Source organism: Emticicia sp. C21 (genome assembly GCF_003418935.1).
Lineage (GTDB): Bacteria > Bacteroidota > Bacteroidia > Cytophagales > Spirosomataceae > Emticicia.
The window spans coordinates 59,941-77,240 of record NZ_QVMT01000017.1 but is presented as its reverse complement, the minus strand read 5'-3'; the positions used below and the strand labels follow the sequence as shown (position 1 = coordinate 77,240).

Genomic DNA, 17,300 nt, shown 5'->3' with positions numbered 1-17,300 from the left:
TTAAAAACTTACTGATTAGATATGAAACAAATGCCAAGCATTGGTTGGGATTACACTATTTTGCCTTTGCAATCATTATCCTCAGAAAAAAGTATCAGTTGCATAAACATTAAACAACTTCAAAATCAGAATGTAAGATTTTATAAATTTCAGATTGATTTTAATGATTTTTTAGTAGAAAATAGTACTTTTTTGTGAGGCATTAGTACTAGATATTAAAAAACAATAAAGCAACGAATATTTAATTTTTTATTAATTCATAATTTTCGAAATTTGCATTCGCGAAAATTTTAAACCCTAAACATCAAGTAGATTAGTGTATGAGAACTCCATCTAAGTTTTTATTCTTTATTGCGGTAGCTGTTTTCATGTCGTCGTGTGTGGCGAAAAAGAAATACGCAGGTCTTCAACAACAATACGAAAAATCACAGGCTGATTTAGTAAAATGTGGTGATCAGGTACAAGACTTCAAAGACCGTCTGGCAAAAGCTGAACAAGAGAGAGAAAGCTTACGTACGGCCACTACCAGCGATATTCAACAACGCGACTCACAAATCAAAGATTTAAGAGATCAGATCAATGATTTGAAATCTCTTCGTGACAGACAAATGGAGCAAGTGGGTAATCTGACAGTTCTTTCAAAAGCAGCCAATGATAATATCGACAAAACTTTGGCTCAGTTAGAGAAGAAAGATAAGTACATCAACCGTCTGCAAGCTGCCAGAACTAAAGCTGACTCTATTAACTTAGCGTTAGCTGTTAACCTGACTCGTGTATTAAGTGCAGGCATTGACGAAAAAGATGTAGATATCAAAGTTGACAAAACTGTCGTAATGGTTAATATCTCTGATAAAATGTTGTTCTCAAGCGGTAGCTTCAAACTTTCAAGCAGAGCGAACGAGGTACTAGGTAAAATCGCTCAGATCATCCAATCTCGTCCTGATTTAGAGGTAATGATAGAAGGTTATACTGACAATGTTTCTATCAATACAGATTGTTTATCAGACAACTGGGATTTAAGTACTAAAAGAGCTACGTCTGTAGTGCGTGCCTTACAAGGTACTTTCAAAGTTGATCCGAACAGATTGATTGCAGCTGGTAGGGGAGAATACAATGTTCTAACAAGCAATGATACTCCAGAAGGACGTGCAACTAACCGTCGTACTCGTATCATCTTAATGCCAAAATTGGATCAATTCTACGATTTGTTAAATCCTGATAAATGATATTGATCAATCATTAAGATAAATAAAAGACGCCACTCTGGGAATGCAGAGTGGCGTCTTTGTTATAAGAAGCATTACTTTTCATATCACTTACTTCATGCTTTTCAGATTCGTATAAACTACTCCGATTACAATAGCGGGAATGAGAATTGAGAACAATGACCACATACTCATACTGATAAGCACAACCTGATTAATAACATTAAAGCTAACATAGGCATAAAATCCCCATTTTCTCATTGACCATATACCAAACGCACTTGCATAGCTTGCCACAACGGTAAATGCTAAATAAGGAGGATACCATGCCCCTATAGCTTTACTGCTACTGAAAAATATTAATGGAATTGATAAAGATGCCCATACAAAAGCTACTGAACAGATAAATGTAATGGCAGGTGGTCTGTTTGTTTCTGTTGATTGATTCATTATAAACTGTTTATTTTTTTCTCAAAGCCTTAAACTCCGAGCCATCTTTCCATGCTGGCCAGGTTGTTTCAAAGGCTAATCTTTTCCCTATCTGAAATAATAAAATAGTATCTTCTAAACCACCTTCCAGTTTCCAGGTTAAGGCGTCGTATTGGTCGGTAGTCTGGTGATAAAAATTATCATTGTAAAGTTCTTGTTGTTTCTGGCCATATTTCTTGCCTTGGGGAATAGCATCAATACCGCCTCCGATTGTCAAAGCAGGTATACCAACTTTTGCAAAACTGAAATGGTCCGAACGGAAATAATGTCCTGCTTCAGGATGTGCTTCCGGTGCGATATATCTTCCTTTCTTATCTAGTTCTTTTTTCAGATAGTCTTCCAATTCTGACTGCCCCTCCCCCGCAATAGAAACATCTTTGGTAGGTCCAAAATTGTTAATCACATCTATATTCAGGTTAGCTACAGTCTCATTAACCGGATAAACCGGATTTTGCCCATAATAGGCCGAGCCTAGCAGACCTTGCTCTTCACCCGTCACAAATAAAAATACAATACTCCGTTCTGGTTGAGTTTTCATGCTTTTAAATGCGCGGGCAGCTTCTAAGATAGCCGCTGTACCGCTGGCGTTATCCAAAGCTCCATTATAAATTGAATCTCCCTTAGCATCCGGTTTCCCGATTCCGAAATGATCCCAGTGTGCGGTATAAATGATATATTCATTCGGGCGTTTTGAACCCGTTATTTTACCAATCACATTTTTTGATTCATTAAATACTGCTTTTACTTTCATTGAGGTAGTGACCTTTAGATTTAATAGAGTGCCTTTAAAACCTTTTTCATTGGCCTTTACTAAAAGCGATTCACCATCAGGAATCGTATTTAACAATTTTTTGGCGGCTGTTTCTGTAATCCAGCCCTCTACCGGACAACGATATTCTTTACTGCCTCTGGTATCTAAATGCTGTTGAGATCTACCCCATGAGTTTTGCACTACATTAAAGCCATAAGATGCGGCAGCTTCATTATGTACAATCAAACAGCCTTTGGCTCCTTGTCGGGCTGCTTCTTCAAATTTATAAGTCCAACGGCCATAATACGTCATTTCTTTGCCTTTGAACATGGTTGTATCTCCTGAACTGAATCCCGGGTCATTTACCATTACTAAGACTACTTTGCCTTTTACATCCAGTCCAGCGTAATCGTTCCAATTGTATTCGGGAGCAACCACACCAAAACCTGCAAAAATCACTTCTTCATTATTCAAAGATATAACGGAGTCCGTATTTTCTGTCCATATGACGTAATCACTCATATTATTCAAAGTAAAACTACCTTTGGCTGATGTGACTTTCATTGTAGGATCGGAGGTTGGGGTGATTTCAACCATAGGTACTTTCTGAAAGTACTCATTACCATTGCCCGGCTCAACTCCCATATTTTTGAGCGTTTGTGTGAGGTATTCTACAGTTTTGGTTTCACCGACAGTAAAAGGGCGGCGGCCCTGAAAATCATCTGATGCCAAAGTGATAATATGCTGTGACAGACTGTCTTTATTAAAAGAATTAACGCCATCCTGTTCGTCAAACGAACTTTCTGATGAACTGCAGGCTGTAAAAATGAGAGCAATTAATACAACTAAATGAAAGGATAGGATTTTTTGCATAGATAGAATAAGATTGAAATAGCAAAAAGTAGAAAATAAACTACCTTGATGATATAAAACACAAAAAGTACTCTTGCCCAAATATACTATAAAATTCTATTTGGTGGGCAAGAGTACGCTTAAACTGTCTTGGATGCTTATTTCATCTGACTCATAATTATTTTATCGAACATGCCATCGCTCAGGTATTTTTTCATAAATAGAATAATGCCTGACATATAACCTGCCGCATATCTGGCTTTTGGATTTTTGACAGTAATGGCTTTCAATATTAATTCTGCTATCAGGCTTGGTTCAGCATAATTTTTTTGTCCATTTCTGCCTACTGTTAGAGCTTTATCTGCCATATCCTTGTAGGCAGTATTGCCGGAAACCTTTAGCATATTGTCCATCGAAATACCTTGCCATTCGGTTTTAACACCACCCGGCTCAATCAGAATCACATCAACGCCAAAAGGTTTTACTTCTAACCTCAAGCTATCACTCAAACCCTCAACGGCAAACTTACTGGCATGATACCAACCACCCATAGGTGTAGCCATTTTTCCACCTATTGAAGTAACATTAACAATCTTGCCAGAACGTTGCTGGCGCATATAAGGTAGAACCAATTGAGTAAGCCTTGCCAAACCAAAAACATTAACCTCAATTTGATATTTGGCATCATCTATAGATACATCCTCCACTGCACCATAAGAGCCGAAGCCAGCATTATTGACTAATACATCGATTCTTCCTTCTACCTTGATAATTTCTTCTACGCCATTACGCATAGATTCATCATCAGACACATCCATTGATAATACATTGATTCCCTGATTTTTAAGATCCTGCATTTGCGCGACTCTTCGTGCAGCACCATATACAATATAGCCATTTTGGGCTAATAACTTAGCGGTTTCTTTACCCATTCCGGCTGAAGCACCGGTTATTAAAGCTACTTTTTTCATTTTTTTGTTACTGTTTAAATACAGTACAAAAGTAGGGGGTATTGTCAAGCGTAACTTTGGTCAGAAGCTCAAAGATGTTTTGGTTGTGGGTTCAAATATAACCGATGGATTATAGCCATAGGCTTGTTTGAAGGCAAAAGAAAAGTGAGAGAGGTTTTCAAAACCAACTTCTAGATAGACGTCAGATGGTTTGCGTTTTCTTTCAGCAATCAGATAATGAGCTTGTTCTAAGCGTTTCTGTAATAACCATCTTTGTGGAGGCAAATGAAATGTTTTCTGGAAGTCTCTTTTAAAAGTAGCCAGACTACGTCCGCTCAGATAAGCGAAACGCTCTATTGGTATATTAAATGAATAATTTTGCTGCATAAATCCACCGAGGTCAATTTTTCCGGGTTCTGCAAAATCTGTTAAGATAGCTTCAGCCTTAGCATCAATTTTTCTCAGAATAGTCATAGCCTCCATTAATTTCATTTCTGCCAGTTCTTCTGGCAAACTTTCCTGAAAATCAAAATAAGGTGATAGCGAACTAAAAAGACTATCGAGAAGAGGGTGTTGATTTAATTGCCTTACTCTATCGTTATTCGTACCTGTTGTTCTGGAATGTGTAGCAAAATACTTTTGAAGAAAGGTAGTGGTAAAAAATATACTTATTGATTTGAATTGAGTGGTATCGTTCGGGAACTTCGTAATTTTTGCCAGATGGTTTTTGCGAAACAGAACAGTATCACCTTCTTCAATAGAATAAACTCTGCTGGCTTCGGTCACTAATAAACGCCCTAAAAATACATGTGTAAGCACATGCTCAGGTACTACATGTTCTTTTACTAAATGCCTTTTTTCTGCACATGAAAAGAAAATTCCTGATTTTGATATGCTTGATATAGCTGCCTGTTCCATTAACTTAAATTATCATACAAATACATAAGCTCTTTGAGGTTTTCAACGATGATTTCCATTGGAATATCTTCCTTTGGATTGACAATTATACTTTGATACCTGTCTTTTAATCTTATGCCTTCCATGGGTTCCTGCAAACATTTATCTTCTATAAAACCAACCTGCAACTTCTTCTTTGTAACCCATAGATAAGCCAATTTCTTACCTTTATAATAGAAGAAAGGAATCTGATATTTCCGCTCATGAGTAATTAATGGATCAATATCCATAATAATGCTTTTGAGCGCCAATAAGCAGCTTTGTATAGGTTCGGTTTGCTTCAGATAATAATTTTCTAGTTCTGAGGGCATAGATTAAAATGCTTTTCAAAATAGGAACAATTATTCTATAGCTTTTAGTTGCCTCAGGATATTTTTAGTGATGTCTTTCCGGCACTGCCCGAAGTTTTTATTAATAGTGCTACGTTTCTTGATAATCCGGGTAGCAAAGAAATAAACATTTTCATTACGTTCTACATACCCAACCCACCAGCCAATATCATTACCAGAAACTCTCGTCCAACCTGTTTTCGACCTGATGGTATAAGCGTCTGTCTTCTCAGTAATCATGACCCTTTTCAGAATCTCAATATTTCTTTTTGAAAAAGGTACTTTCTCTTCATAAACCTTTGTCATAAACTCAATCTGATTAATCGTCGAAATAGCAAATGCCCCGAAATTCCAGAAGTCAGCGTCTTTCTGTGATAAATTCTGATTGCCATATTTGCACAATTTTAAATAGTGCTTATATCTTTCTTTGCCAATTTTTTTTGCTAGTTCAATAAATACCCAACCTGCCGATACCTCAAAGGCTTCTTTTACTGTCATATCTTTATAAATATCAGGACGGTAGCCGTAGAGAGTTGTGTCTGTTGTGCCTACCCATTTCACCACTTCATTTTCATCTTTAATAACGCCTGTTTCGAGTGCTATAAATAAGTTGATTATTTTAAAAGTGGAAGCAGGCAAAGTCTCAACTTGAGCATCCTTGCTATCACTTAATATCCATTTTTTGTTCTTGTAATCATAGATAGAAGTACTACCCTCTATCTGGCAATCTTTAAAGGGGGTTACAAAATCAATTTGTGCAGAAACATGTAAAGAATAAAGGAATACAATGCATAAAATGGTAGTGCGCATAATGGGTTTTTAAATCAGTAACAAGGTTTTTAATAGCTTATTTAAGTTAATCCGAAATTTATTTCTATTACTTATCTATTTACGACAATTCCTTCGAAATCTCCAATTTTGTTGATTTTAAAGCTAATAAAACCATCCTTCCAATTGAATGGAATAGGAGTATTTGTGTTGAGTGAAAATACCCTTGATGGCATAAAATCAGTTTTGATTTTAAAGTTTGTTTTATATACAGGCAAAGCTTTGAAATAGGTATTTCCACTAAAACCAGTCAGATTTACCAGATGTAAAATCAAACCATCACTATGTTTTTGAGTAGTACTATTAGCAGTGTTCTTTCGATATTCCTGTAATATTACCTCTATACGCTCGGGTGCATCGGTCTGAACAATTTGACCATTTTCAGAGTAAACATAATCAATAATATCTAATAGAATATTCTTATGTTGCTCATAACCATGTAGGTAATAGAGTTTGCCCAAATTAATAGGCAATATGATATTCTTGCTTTTAGGATTTTGTTTTACCCCCATTGCATAATAGTTAGTCGGGTCATGGCCTCCAATAATTTCTGGTGGGCCGGGTCTGCCTTTGCTCAGAATAGGTAAATAAGTTTTATCTGCTCCTGACAAATCATATAAACCCAGATTGAATTTCCAGAAAAGCATTTTTTGTTGCCTGAATCTTTTAAATAGGTCTTTATTATCAGGAGAGAGGTAAAAACCACTTCCATCATGGTCTTTATTGATAATTTTTGCGCCGAATAACTCCTGTAAAGTTTCAGGTGAATCAAAAAAACTCCGGTTTGTCGCTATCAGGTTTGCTCCTTGTTTGCTTAATTCTTTCAATAAAGCAATGGCTTCCGTTTTCAGATAAGTGATTTCCGGCAGAATAATCAGTTTATATTTTTGAAGCTTTTCTTTAAGACTCGCTATCTGGGCATCTTCGATAATATCAAATGACAGATGGGCTTCTTTGAGCATCATTTGTATACCTCTGTATTCCTGCATAGGCTCACCACTTGGCCACGCGCCGGGAGCAATCAAAGCTATTTTGGCAATAGAAGAATAATTACCGAAGTATTGTTCATGCTTTTTATGGTGGGCATATATCTTTTTGATTACTTCAAAATTACGTTCATCTTCATAGCCTCGCATATCACCCATCAGACTAATATCCAATCCTGATCCATTGGCAATATTTTCATAAAGCCTGATACCTACTTCTTCAGGTTCAACAGCATTATACCTTGATTGAAATGAAATTTGCTGAATACTGGCATTACTAATGATATGCTCCGGAAAAGAGTTTTTGGCATTATTTACATTATCAGAAGCACTATAAGGCCAGTAAGGAAGACTATTCGTCTGTGATTCATGGCGGATAATGTCCACATGTTTATCCAGATAAGTACAAATAGCAATCTGATTACTTTTTGATTTGACGAGTTTCTCCAATCGTTCCGACCAATCTTCTATCGTACTTTTCTTAAAGGTCAGATATTTCTGGTAAACCGGGTCGGCCTTGTCTTCAACAGTTGGAAGTGCCAAACCATTACTATAAGCTGCAAAGGCCTTTTTATCATATTCATTCTGGTCGATACCATGATATTTACCCTCATATGGATTATTCACCTGATAACCGGGCATATTCAAAAAAATTCCATCTACAGAAAAATTATCTATTACCTCTTCAATAATCTTAAAAGCTTTTTCCTGAACATAGGGCGCATTGATTGATACTACATACATATCTGTATTTATAATCCGCTCGTTTTTAGGTGAAACGTAACACCAATCAGGATGAGCTTTAAAGATACTTTCGTGCACACGGCTAAAATCGAATCGGACAATTACCTTAATACTGTGCTGATGGCATTTTTTCACAACCTGTGCCAGCATATCATCTTTCATATATGGATTGATATAATGAAAATCGAGTTTGGTTTTATAAAAAGCCATAATCCCACCTGCATTGATAATAAGTGTATTAGCAGAATAATCAATCAGGTCTTTCACCAGTGAATCAGGATTGAGTGTAGCAGCTTCATATGCCGGAAGATTAGCCTGAATTACCCTTAAATTATTCTGCTTCCACCAAGCTTGTGTGTTCGTCTGGGCAAAAGTAAAGTTGTAAAGAAAACAAACCAGAATGGCACTTAATAAACTGCTTCTCTTCATAGATAAGTATTTTGACAGATGGTGCCTCAAAGATAAGCAATCTTTGAGGCAGAACGGCCTTGTTCAATTGAAAGCTTTTAGTTAATATTGTAAAAACCGTCAGGAATATTTATCTAACCAACACACGTATGAAGAAATTACTAATATTGGTACTCTTTAGTTGTCTTCTCGCTTGCAGAGACAAACAGCTTGATCCAGATAACGGAATTGTTGGCAAATGGAAACTTACTTCTTACTGCAAACCTACAGGCGTAAATACTTGTGATAATACTATTGTGCCTAACAATAAAAGAGTTTTTGTGGAGTTTTCGAATAAGGGTGATTTCAATGAAACCTACCAAGGCACTATCCCTGTTGAATATGCTTTTTTAGGTTGTGGTATGGGTAGTTATGAAATGGAAAATGGCGATGTGAGAATCCGTGCCATGTGCATGTCCTCAATATCAGGCAGATTAATAAAAATCAAGTCTGTTTCAGACAAGAAATTGATCTTAATTCCGTTTGATACAGGTGAATATATATTTGAGAGAGAATAGGTTTTGTCTCGTACATTTAATATATAATTCACATATCGTGCTGTAAGCAGCAGCATTGTTTGGCTATATTTGCAGTCAAAAAATTACAATAATTGTTTACTGCCTCATGAAAAAAATCCTCTTTTTGTTCTTCGTATTATTTTGTGCTTTGGATAGCCAGGCACAAACCGCCAAAAAAGCAGTATTTATTATTGTTGATGGTATCCCGAATGACGTCATTGAAAAAATGAAGAAACCCTATCTGGATTCTATTGCTAAAGTGGGTGGATATGCCCGTGCCTACGTAGGCGGTGATAAGGGGGCTTATTCTCAGACCCCAACTATCTCTGCAGTAGGTTATAATAGCTTGTTGACAGGCACATGGGTAAATAAGCATAATGTATGGGGGAATGATATTAAAGACCCTAACTATAACTACTGGACAATATTCCGTTTCCTAAAAGAGCAATATCCTAAAAAGAAAACAGCCGTTTTCTCAACCTGGTTGGATAACCGTACTAAATTGGTGGGAGAGGATTTGCCGCAAACTGGCAATATCATGACTAATTACCATTTAGATGGTCTGGAATTGGATACAGTAAATTATCCCCATGATAAAGAGAGCAGATATATCAATATAATAGACGAAAAAGTATCAACTGAAGCAGCTAATTCCATTAGAACAGACGCACCTGATTTAACCTGGGTCTATCTGGAATTTACCGATGATATGGGTCATAAATATGGGGATAGTCCTCAGTTTTATTCAGCCATTGAGCAGATGGATACACAAGTAGGTCGTGTCTGGCAAGCTATTCAATACCGTGAAAAGAACTTTAAAGAAGAATGGGTAATTTATATCACTACCGACCACGGTCGTGATGCAAAAACTGGCAAAGGCCATGGTGGACAGTCAGACAGAGAAAGAGCTACTTGGATGGTTACCAATGCAAAAAATCTAAACCCTTATTTCAAAAACTACCAACCCGGAATCGTAGATATTATGCCGTCTGTTGCCTCATTTATGGATATCACTTTACCGCGTGACAGACAATTTGAAATTGATGGTGCGCCATTAACCGGTAAGGTTTCAGCCGTGCAACCAACAGCCCAATTCAAAGACGGGAAAATAGATTTAACCTGGAAAGCCATTGATAAAAAAGGACAAGCAAAAATCTGGTTAAGCACCACAAACTATTTCCAGACAGGCAAAACAGATAATTATGTATTAATTAAAAAGGTACCCGTTGATGCTGAAAAGGCAACCATTGATGTTAGCACTTATAATTCATCATTCTACAAACTAGTAATGGAAATGCCACACAATACACTTAATCGTTGGGTTGTTTTGGAGAAAAAATAATAGAGATGATTAACGATAAAGATTTTAAAAAAAAAGGTCAGATATGATTGAATATCCGACCTTTTTTAATTTTTTACGCTCCTATAAGGCTTATATAAGATTCTTCAAATTATCAGGCCTCAAAATGCAATTTCATACCCTCATGACTTGCCTTGAAACCCAATTTCTCATAAAAATGTAAAGCTTCTGGGCGACTTTTATCCGTGGTAAGTTGTAAAATATGCGCTCCTCTTTCCTTGGCTCTTGCAATAGCCCACTCAAACATCTGTTGACCAATCCCCCCAGCTCTCAAATCTTCTCTGATTCTTACGGCTTCAATCTGCGCTCTGATACCTCCCTGATAAGTGAGATATTGAATAAAGCTTAACTGTAAAGTACCAATAACCTCACCAGCTTTTTCAATCACTATTAATTCCTGATTCGGGTCGGCATTAATATTTTCAAAAGCATTGTAATACTTTTCAGGCAAGGGTTTACGGTAATCTTCTCTTAGTTTCCCCAACTTATCATTGGCTAACATTTGTATAATAAAAGGAACGTCTTCTTTAGTAGCTTTTCTGAATATCATTTTTAGCTATCAATAAAATAGTTTTCTAAAATAAATTAATTAAAATAGTACTTTGAATCCCCCAGTAAATCCCATATTTGTGTCGAAATCATGCCTCCTGCCAACCGGATCAACCGCACTACCTGTTGTTTTGGAATATCTAATTGAAAGAACTCTAACTATATAAAGTGATGCGTCAAATATTACTTTTTTAGACAGTTTAAATGAAACTCCGGCATCGATTTGTGCACCAATGTTAATTTCTTTGGATTGAATTGTAGCCGCCATTCCGGAAGCATCAGTAAATTTAATTTTCTTAGTCCCTATTACTATTCCAAACTCGGGACTAAACTGTATAAACGGGATTATCTTATTTTCGCTTTTTTTATACAATCTGAGAAAAGGTGAAAATGATGCAGTTACACCCAAACCCTCACCCCAAAAACGTTGTCTGACATATTTCGAAGGGATTCGGCATCTTAAATTCACTCCTAACAGCATATTATCTTTCAAAAAAAAACCGGCTGTCGGAATCCCTACTATAGAAATCCAAGATCCTTTAAAACCTTTTATTTCAGGTATCCTATAGTTACGGGAATAATCAAAGCCTATATAAGATTTTCCTTTTTCAAATTGGCTATATGAACTAAAGGAAATTAAACAAAAAATCAGGTAAACAACTTTTTTCATTTTTAATCAACAGACAGTTTTAATTGTTTATTTTTTGGTAATCTTGGCTTCTGCCAATTCAATTTTCTTATCAATCAATAAATAAGATTGTACTTTGTTCTTATTGAAGTCTATCACCTGACTTACACCTATGCCATCTGCTTCGGCCCATGTAACAAATACGCTATTACCTTCCAGTTCTTTCTGGTAATATCTATCGGTTTCCTGTCTGCCTTTTTCTTCTCCAAAAACGCATTCCCAACGCAAGGTGGAGTCGGTCAGGCATTTTACTTCGTAGAGTGCATCACCATAGTCATATACGTAGGTCTGCCCAACTTCTAATTTTCCTGTTTTTATAAGGGGTATTTCTTCGCCTTTGCCAACGCATGAAGATAGAAAGACAATAGAGCCAATTAATAATAGAATTTTGTTCATGAGTTTAAATAGATGTGTTTGAGATTGCAATAGTATTAAATTTTTACGGCAGCTACCTGGTTTCTATGTCTTTCAATATGAAAACGTAGAAATTCTAATCTTTGCCGGATATCAAATGGCCCTGAAATAGGGTGGGGGAAAGTCATTATACCTAAGTCTTCGTCAGTTAATTTATTGACAAGCCCATGCAAAGGTACATCAAGACTCTTCAGATAATTAGTCCATAAATCAATCGGGCCACCTACACGAGGGGCGGCGCTTGCAGGTACAATTTCTTTTGTTTGCCAGGTGCGGTCAATAATCACTTCAATGGGCAAACCTTTATTTACAGGGTCGCCCTCCCAAACTGACTTGCCTTCTTCTTTAGCATGGATAGTTTTATAGATTGCCACTAAACCATTTTGTTCAGCCCAATAGAGATGCTCCGTAATCTCGATGGCATTCCATACTTCATCAGATAGTTTATTACTAATCTGATGTATGCTTAAGCTATTAACTTCCGATAGATAGTCAGCCCGGGCTTTGCTGATGGATTCGATTAGTAATTGTACTTGAGTCATAGATAGGTAGCTTAGATTTATTACTCAAAATAAATAGAATATGACTAATGAGAAAGTTTATTTTTTAGGAATCACTGCTGTAGCTTCAATTTCTATCAAAACATCATCCCGATACAATTTACTGACCTCGACTAAAGTACTTGCTGGTGGTGATTGAGTATTGATGAATTTATCGCGCATGTCTCTTACTAGCTGTATTTTACTTACATCCTTAATAAAATAGCTCACCTTAGCCAGATGATTTATATTACCACCTGCTTCTTCAATGATGTTTTTGATATTGATAAATACCTGCTCGGTTTGCCTGGCCAAATCACCTTTACCAACCAGATTTCCTTGTTTGTCTAGAGGTACTTGACCCGAAATGAGCAACATCGTAGCATTACCTAAATCTATCTGAGCAACCTGGGAATATCCTTTGGGAGCAGCAACAGAGTTTGGATTAACCAACTTCAAAGGGCTTTGTGCGAAAGAAGTAAAAGCCAGGGATAAGAAAAAAAGTAAAAAAGTGAATTTCATTGTATTGTTGATTTTAGATACTCCAAAAGTAACAACAAATGAAATTCACTTTTACACAATGTAGTACTTTATTGTTGAATTACAAATAAGTATAAACGCCTTGGGAATATTGATGCTTAAATCGCTCAAAAGCTTCTTTCTCTAACCGTTCCTGATGGTCGGGGTGGGCTACTTTAATCAGTTCTTTGGCGCGTTCAACCAGATTTTTACCATAGAGATAGGCGATTCCATATTCAGTTACTACATAATGCACATGGGCACGGGTAGTAACTACTCCGGCACCTTCTTTCAGATGAGTAGCAATCTTAGATTCCCCATATTTCGTAGCTGCAGGCAAAGCAATAATGGCTTTACCTCCTTCTGAAAGTGCTGCTCCTCTGATAAAGTCCATTTGCCCACCAACACCTGAATACATTTTATAACCAATACTATCCGCACAAACCTGCCCGGTAATATCAATCTCAATGGCACTATTAATCGCAGTCACCTTTGGATTTTGCCTGATGATTGAAGTATCGTTGACATAATCAACAGGAAGCATGGTAATCAATGGATTATCATCTACAAAGTCATACAATCTTTTGCTGCCATATTGAAAGGTAGAAACAATTTTACCCCGATGTTTTTTCTTATAACGTCCGGTGATTACTCCTTTTTCAACTAATGGAATAACCCCATCAGAAAACATTTCTGTATGAATCCCTAAGTCTTTATGATTACCCAGAACAGATAAAACAGCATTCGGGATATTACCTATGCCCATCTGAAGGGTAGCGCCATCTTCTACCAGCGAAGCTACATGATTACCAATCTTCTGTTCAATGTCTGTAGGATTTCCCCACGAAACCTCATGTAAAGGAGCATCAAAAGGTACAAGATAATTAATCTTGCTACTGTGTATCTGACTATCACCTAAAGTACGGGGTACAAATTTATTTACCTGTGCAATCACAATATCTGCCGAATCCAGTGCAGCTAATGTAGCATCAACTGATGTACCTAAGGAACAGAATCCATTTTTATCTGGCGGAGAAACGGAGATTAAGGCAACATTGAGCTGAATAATCTTTTGCTTGAATAAACGGGGGATTTCTGATAAAAACACCGGAATATAACTTCCACGGCCTTCTTCAATGGCTTTTCTTACATTTTTGCCAATAAAAAAAGCATTGGTATGAAAAATACCTTCATATTCCGAGCGAGTATAAGGAGCCTCGCCCTCAGTATGCAAATGATATAATTCTACATTTCGTAGCTCACCAGAGCGCTTTACTAAATTATCCAATAAATGCTGCGGAGCAGCTGCTACACTATGAACATATATTTTATCGCCCGATTTAATTACTTTCAGGGCTTCTTCTGCTGAAACAATTGCCATTTTCAATAAGATTGATTCGTAGTACAAAACTCATACATAAAGTCATGAGCAAATATGATATTAGTCAGTCGCTAAACTGCTTTCTATCTTATTCTTTTAAGAGAACAAAAAAATCAATCCCGCAGTTTGTTTAATGAGTAGCAAATTAGGTTATTGAATAAGTATTTTTCGTCGTTGGTTTTTATATCTCCGGTTCTTAGCTCATAGACATACCCTGCTTTCATTTCGGCCAACTCAAGCGAAACTTTCTTACGGTCGGCTGATAATTTGATAGATTTTACAGGCACATCCTGCACATCAAATTGTTTAGAGCCATAAGCCTGATGATATTCGTAATAAAAACGTTTGAATTTATAATTGGCTAAATCTTTCGCTGCTTCTTCGTTTAATGGGAGAGTAAAAGTCAAATCAAAGCCCGTCTTAGTCAGATTCATTGCCATGATATCCAAATGCGTTTTACCTTTCCATGAAATGTGCTGAATCCCTCTTGAGCCTGCCCAACCATGATCATTTTGTCCTACCCAGAGACTTCCATCGGGTGCAAAAACCAAACGATTATTGCCAATACGCATTTTAGAACCAAAATTCATCGGTATACAAGCCCCTTGCAATGCGCCGCCCACTTCTTCAGGTAGTATTCGCATCACATATTTATGGTCCATGTCTCCAACAATCATTTGTCCGGCAAAAGGACCGAATTTCCCTTTGGTATTATCCCAGATAGGTTGGGTAGGAGAATTGGCAAAATAACCATGCGGAAACTGAAAAGACTCTTTGGTACGCATACTATCCAGTTTTGCTACGGGTAAGGTAATAGGTACTACTCTCGGAAAATCCTCTTTCCAGATTAACCCTGCGGGATGCCCATAGAATTTACCTTCTTCTACATGAAATAATTTGCTCGTACCCAGCCAGTCGCCCTGATTATCAGAAACAAATAAACGGCCTTGCGCATCAAAGCCCAGACTGTTAGGCGAACGGAAACCAACCGCATATGGGTGCAATTTTCCATCTTTAGTCAGCTTCATAATCCAACCTCTATAAGGCACACAAGAGTACATCCGGCCCGGACGAGAAAGCGAATCATATTTTCCTCTGATTTCTTTTCTAATCCCCGCACCATTAGAAGCGAGATTCAGGGCTATATATAAATTGCCCTGCTTATCTGCCACTGGCCCAAAAGCAAACTCATGGTAATTACCTGATAATCCAAAATCATCTGTTACTGTTTCATAATCATCTGCTACACCATCGCCATCTGTATCTCTGATACGGGTTAGTTCAGGGCGTTGCATAATCAGAATTTCTCTGTCATTCACCACTAAAATACCTAATGGGTCATGCAAACCTTCGGCAAAGAGTTTCCATTTCTTCGTTTTCCGGTTATAGGTCATGATTTCACCTCTGTGGAAACAGGCAATGAAGCGACCATCCGGCATAAAACCAATAGCTCCTGTTTCAGCAATCAAACCATCCGGCAAAGGAATATTTTCAACGCTATAATAATCAGCCGCTGAATCCTTAGGTGCATAATATTTAGCAAAGCTATTCTGAGCGAATAGCAAGGCTATGGCAAAAACTATTATATATCTTATCGTTTTCATCTTATTTCTTCATGGTTAGAGTTACTTTTTGTGTTCCTGCAGGAATCTTCAATATGCCATTATCAAATTTACCTACTGAACTCTTATAGGTAATGCCATCATCTGCTTTGGTAACAAAGAAAAGCGATTGCTTATTATTTTTAAAAGTAAAAGTTCTGCTTAAGCCTGCGCCATTGGGCAACAAAGTAAGCGTTTCTTTTACTTCAATCGTATTCAACAAATATCTGAAAGTAGGCAAACGATTAGTAAAATGATAGCCTTTGAAATGAACCTCGGGAGTATTGTCTATCGTACCTACTTTAAATGGAAATCCGGTATTATCTCGCCAATAAACATCCCCCACTATTTTAGTGAGCTTGCTGCCATTACCTTTCCATTGTTCACTGTTATCTACAAACCCGCCTGACCATGCATATCTTAAATAACATTTACCTGCATCAAAACAATAAGATTCTGTTTCTGTTAAAGCCACTGCAATGGCTGCGGGTCCACAATCAGGCATAAAAGTACGATAATGCAATGGATACTTAAGCGGATAAGGGTGAGGTGATGGAGCAGCCATCTGATGTCCTGCATGGCCGGTCATCGCACCTGTTTTTTGTCTATGAGCTTCCGGTACATTTAAATCTTTTTCAATTGGTGGTAATGGCTTTGTCGTAACATACATAGCGCCATACATTACATAGCCATGACCCGGGTACGTACATACATAAGGGTAGGTGCCCTCTTTGTCTACCAGAAAAGTAATGCTTTCCATCCGGCCAGGGTCAAGAATTTTGGTATGCGCAATTACTAATGGTGAATTTGGTACATAATCCATTTTAGCGCCTTTCTCTGCCAATTTCAAAGCGTCATCAACTACTTTCACGCGTGAGTTGGGTTGCGTAACTACCAGATTATGTGCCATATCATCATGGTTATCTAAAGTAATCGTTACCCGTGTATTAGGCTTGACTGCAAAACGGGGCAAATCAAATTGCAGACCTCCTAAAACCTTGATGACGATAGTAGTATCTTGCTGAGCGGATAGGGGGTAATAGGCCGAACATAAGAATAGAATTAAGCATAAAAAGCGTAGCTTAATTGAAAGAACAGGTTTTAACATGTTAAATCTTTAGGGATGAATGAGTATCCAAAAATAAGGACTAATCAGTAATTTTTCTTATATTTACCTGTCTTAAAATTATACT

18 protein-coding genes are annotated in these 17,300 nt (G+C 37.2%); 3 read left to right on the top strand and 15 right to left on the bottom strand.

Annotation, left to right across the window (positions count from 1 at the left end; genetic code table 11):
* Positions 1-320 precede the first annotated feature (320 nt).
* Entirely contained in the window at positions 321-1,226 is a 906-nt protein-coding gene (locus D0T08_RS25430; protein ID WP_116985570.1) for an OmpA family protein, read from the top strand.
* A 90-nt stretch (positions 1,227-1,316) separates the two neighbouring features.
* Here D0T08_RS25430 and D0T08_RS25425 read toward each other — a convergent pair whose 3' ends face one another.
* The 7 genes from D0T08_RS25425 to D0T08_RS25395 form a co-directional block, all read right to left on the bottom strand.
* Positions 1,317-1,655 (bottom strand): hypothetical protein, encoded by a 339-nt coding sequence (locus D0T08_RS25425; RefSeq protein WP_116985569.1) that lies wholly within the window; start codon positions 1,653-1,655, stop codon positions 1,317-1,319.
* A 10-nt stretch (positions 1,656-1,665) separates the two neighbouring features.
* Positions 1,666-3,318, bottom strand: a complete 1,653-nt coding sequence (locus D0T08_RS25420) for a M28 family metallopeptidase (protein ID WP_116985568.1) — start codon at positions 3,316-3,318, stop codon at positions 1,666-1,668.
* Between the two features lie 137 nt (positions 3,319-3,455).
* Positions 3,456-4,268 carry an oxidoreductase gene (locus tag D0T08_RS25415; protein WP_116985567.1) on the bottom strand — a complete coding sequence of 271 codons (813 nt, stop codon included), beginning with the start codon at positions 4,266-4,268 and terminating at the stop codon, positions 3,456-3,458.
* Between the two features lie 60 nt (positions 4,269-4,328).
* Positions 4,329-5,165: an AraC family transcriptional regulator gene (locus tag D0T08_RS25410; RefSeq protein WP_116985566.1), complete on the bottom strand. Its 837-nt coding sequence runs from the start codon at positions 5,163-5,165 to the stop codon at positions 4,329-4,331.
* Positions 5,165-5,515 carry a DUF1801 domain-containing protein gene (locus D0T08_RS25405; RefSeq protein ID WP_116985565.1) on the bottom strand — a complete coding sequence of 117 codons (351 nt, stop codon included), beginning with the start codon at positions 5,513-5,515 and terminating at the stop codon, positions 5,165-5,167. The genes D0T08_RS25410 and D0T08_RS25405 overlap by 1 nt, the downstream gene beginning before the upstream one ends.
* 30 nt (positions 5,516-5,545) lie before the next feature.
* Positions 5,546-6,343, bottom strand: coding sequence for a penicillin-binding transpeptidase domain-containing protein (locus D0T08_RS25400; protein ID WP_116985564.1), 798 nt, complete (start codon positions 6,341-6,343; stop codon positions 5,546-5,548).
* Between the two features lie 71 nt (positions 6,344-6,414).
* Positions 6,415-8,520, bottom strand: coding sequence for an alpha-amylase family protein (locus D0T08_RS25395; protein WP_116985563.1), 2,106 nt, complete (start codon positions 8,518-8,520; stop codon positions 6,415-6,417).
* A 128-nt stretch (positions 8,521-8,648) separates the two neighbouring features.
* Here D0T08_RS25395 and D0T08_RS25390 point away from each other — a divergent pair, with 128 nt between their 5' ends.
* Both D0T08_RS25390 and D0T08_RS25385 read left to right on the top strand, forming a co-directional pair.
* Positions 8,649-9,056, top strand: a complete 408-nt coding sequence (locus D0T08_RS25390) for a lipocalin family protein (protein ID WP_116985562.1) — start codon at positions 8,649-8,651, stop codon at positions 9,054-9,056.
* A gap of 106 nt (positions 9,057-9,162) precedes the next feature.
* Positions 9,163-10,398 (top strand): alkaline phosphatase family protein, encoded by a 1,236-nt coding sequence (locus D0T08_RS25385; protein WP_116985561.1) that lies wholly within the window; start codon positions 9,163-9,165, stop codon positions 10,396-10,398.
* Positions 10,399-10,510: 112 nt separating this feature from the next.
* Here the strand turns inward: D0T08_RS25385 and D0T08_RS25380 are convergent, their stop codons facing one another.
* The 8 genes from D0T08_RS25380 to D0T08_RS25345 all read right to left on the bottom strand — a co-directional run bounded on the left by D0T08_RS25380 (position 10,511) and on the right by D0T08_RS25345 (position 17,215).
* Positions 10,511-10,966: a GNAT family N-acetyltransferase gene (locus D0T08_RS25380; protein WP_116985560.1), complete on the bottom strand. Its 456-nt coding sequence runs from the start codon at positions 10,964-10,966 to the stop codon at positions 10,511-10,513.
* A gap of 39 nt (positions 10,967-11,005) precedes the next feature.
* Positions 11,006-11,635 carry a hypothetical protein gene (locus D0T08_RS25375; RefSeq protein WP_116985559.1) on the bottom strand — a complete coding sequence of 210 codons (630 nt, stop codon included), beginning with the start codon at positions 11,633-11,635 and terminating at the stop codon, positions 11,006-11,008.
* Between the two features lie 27 nt (positions 11,636-11,662).
* On the bottom strand, positions 11,663-12,049 hold the full coding sequence (locus D0T08_RS25370) for a MoaF-related domain-containing protein (RefSeq protein ID WP_116985558.1): 387 nt from the start codon (positions 12,047-12,049) through the stop codon (positions 11,663-11,665).
* Positions 12,050-12,084: 35 nt separating this feature from the next.
* Positions 12,085-12,609, bottom strand: a complete 525-nt coding sequence (locus tag D0T08_RS25365) for a DinB family protein (protein ID WP_116985557.1) — start codon at positions 12,607-12,609, stop codon at positions 12,085-12,087.
* Positions 12,610-12,666: 57 nt separating this feature from the next.
* Complete coding sequence (locus D0T08_RS25360; protein ID WP_116985556.1) at positions 12,667-13,128, bottom strand: RidA family protein; 462 nt, start codon at positions 13,126-13,128, stop codon at positions 12,667-12,669.
* Between the two features lie 79 nt (positions 13,129-13,207).
* On the bottom strand, positions 13,208-14,506 hold the full coding sequence (locus D0T08_RS25355; protein ID WP_199538220.1) for an acetyl-CoA hydrolase/transferase family protein: 1,299 nt from the start codon (positions 14,504-14,506) through the stop codon (positions 13,208-13,210).
* A gap of 113 nt (positions 14,507-14,619) precedes the next feature.
* Positions 14,620-16,110, bottom strand: coding sequence for a hypothetical protein (locus D0T08_RS25350; protein ID WP_229239052.1), 1,491 nt, complete (start codon positions 16,108-16,110; stop codon positions 14,620-14,622).
* A 1-nt stretch (position 16,111) separates the two neighbouring features.
* Positions 16,112-17,215, bottom strand: a complete 1,104-nt coding sequence (locus D0T08_RS25345) for a plastocyanin/azurin family copper-binding protein (protein WP_116985554.1) — start codon at positions 17,213-17,215, stop codon at positions 16,112-16,114.
* Between the last annotated feature and the right edge of the window lie 85 nt (positions 17,216-17,300).

What these genes read in the sequence shown, in the direction of transcription:
- D0T08_RS25360 (WP_116985556.1), bottom strand. Translation starts at nt 13,128, where the DNA reads ATGAAATTCACTTTTTTACTTTTTTTCTTATCCCTGGCTTTTACTTCT.
- D0T08_RS25355 (WP_199538220.1), bottom strand. Translation starts at nt 14,506, where the DNA reads ATGGCAATTGTTTCAGCAGAAGAAGCCCTGAAAGTAATTAAATCGGGC.
- D0T08_RS25350 (WP_229239052.1), bottom strand. Translation starts at nt 16,110, where the DNA reads ATGAAAACGATAAGATATATAATAGTTTTTGCCATAGCCTTGCTATTC.
- D0T08_RS25390 (WP_116985562.1), top strand. Translation starts at nt 8,649, where the DNA reads ATGAAGAAATTACTAATATTGGTACTCTTTAGTTGTCTTCTCGCTTGC.
- D0T08_RS25420 (WP_116985568.1), bottom strand. Translation starts at nt 3,318, where the DNA reads ATGCAAAAAATCCTATCCTTTCATTTAGTTGTATTAATTGCTCTCATT.
- D0T08_RS25385 (WP_116985561.1), top strand. Translation starts at nt 9,163, where the DNA reads ATGAAAAAAATCCTCTTTTTGTTCTTCGTATTATTTTGTGCTTTGGAT.
- D0T08_RS25415 (WP_116985567.1), bottom strand. Translation starts at nt 4,268, where the DNA reads ATGAAAAAAGTAGCTTTAATAACCGGTGCTTCAGCCGGAATGGGTAAA.
- D0T08_RS25405 (WP_116985565.1), bottom strand. Translation starts at nt 5,515, where the DNA reads ATGCCCTCAGAACTAGAAAATTATTATCTGAAGCAAACCGAACCTATA.
- D0T08_RS25380 (WP_116985560.1), bottom strand. Translation starts at nt 10,966, where the DNA reads ATGATATTCAGAAAAGCTACTAAAGAAGACGTTCCTTTTATTATACAA.
- D0T08_RS25400 (WP_116985564.1), bottom strand. Translation starts at nt 6,343, where the DNA reads ATGCGCACTACCATTTTATGCATTGTATTCCTTTATTCTTTACATGTT.
- D0T08_RS25375 (WP_116985559.1), bottom strand. Translation starts at nt 11,635, where the DNA reads ATGAAAAAAGTTGTTTACCTGATTTTTTGTTTAATTTCCTTTAGTTCA.
- D0T08_RS25370 (WP_116985558.1), bottom strand. Translation starts at nt 12,049, where the DNA reads ATGAACAAAATTCTATTATTAATTGGCTCTATTGTCTTTCTATCTTCA.
- D0T08_RS25395 (WP_116985563.1), bottom strand. Translation starts at nt 8,520, where the DNA reads ATGAAGAGAAGCAGTTTATTAAGTGCCATTCTGGTTTGTTTTCTTTAC.
- D0T08_RS25425 (WP_116985569.1), bottom strand. Translation starts at nt 1,655, where the DNA reads ATGAATCAATCAACAGAAACAAACAGACCACCTGCCATTACATTTATC.
- D0T08_RS25410 (WP_116985566.1), bottom strand. Translation starts at nt 5,165, where the DNA reads ATGGAACAGGCAGCTATATCAAGCATATCAAAATCAGGAATTTTCTTT.
- D0T08_RS25345 (WP_116985554.1), bottom strand. Translation starts at nt 17,215, where the DNA reads ATGTTAAAACCTGTTCTTTCAATTAAGCTACGCTTTTTATGCTTAATT.
- D0T08_RS25430 (WP_116985570.1), top strand. Translation starts at nt 321, where the DNA reads ATGAGAACTCCATCTAAGTTTTTATTCTTTATTGCGGTAGCTGTTTTC.
- D0T08_RS25365 (WP_116985557.1), bottom strand. Translation starts at nt 12,609, where the DNA reads ATGACTCAAGTACAATTACTAATCGAATCCATCAGCAAAGCCCGGGCT.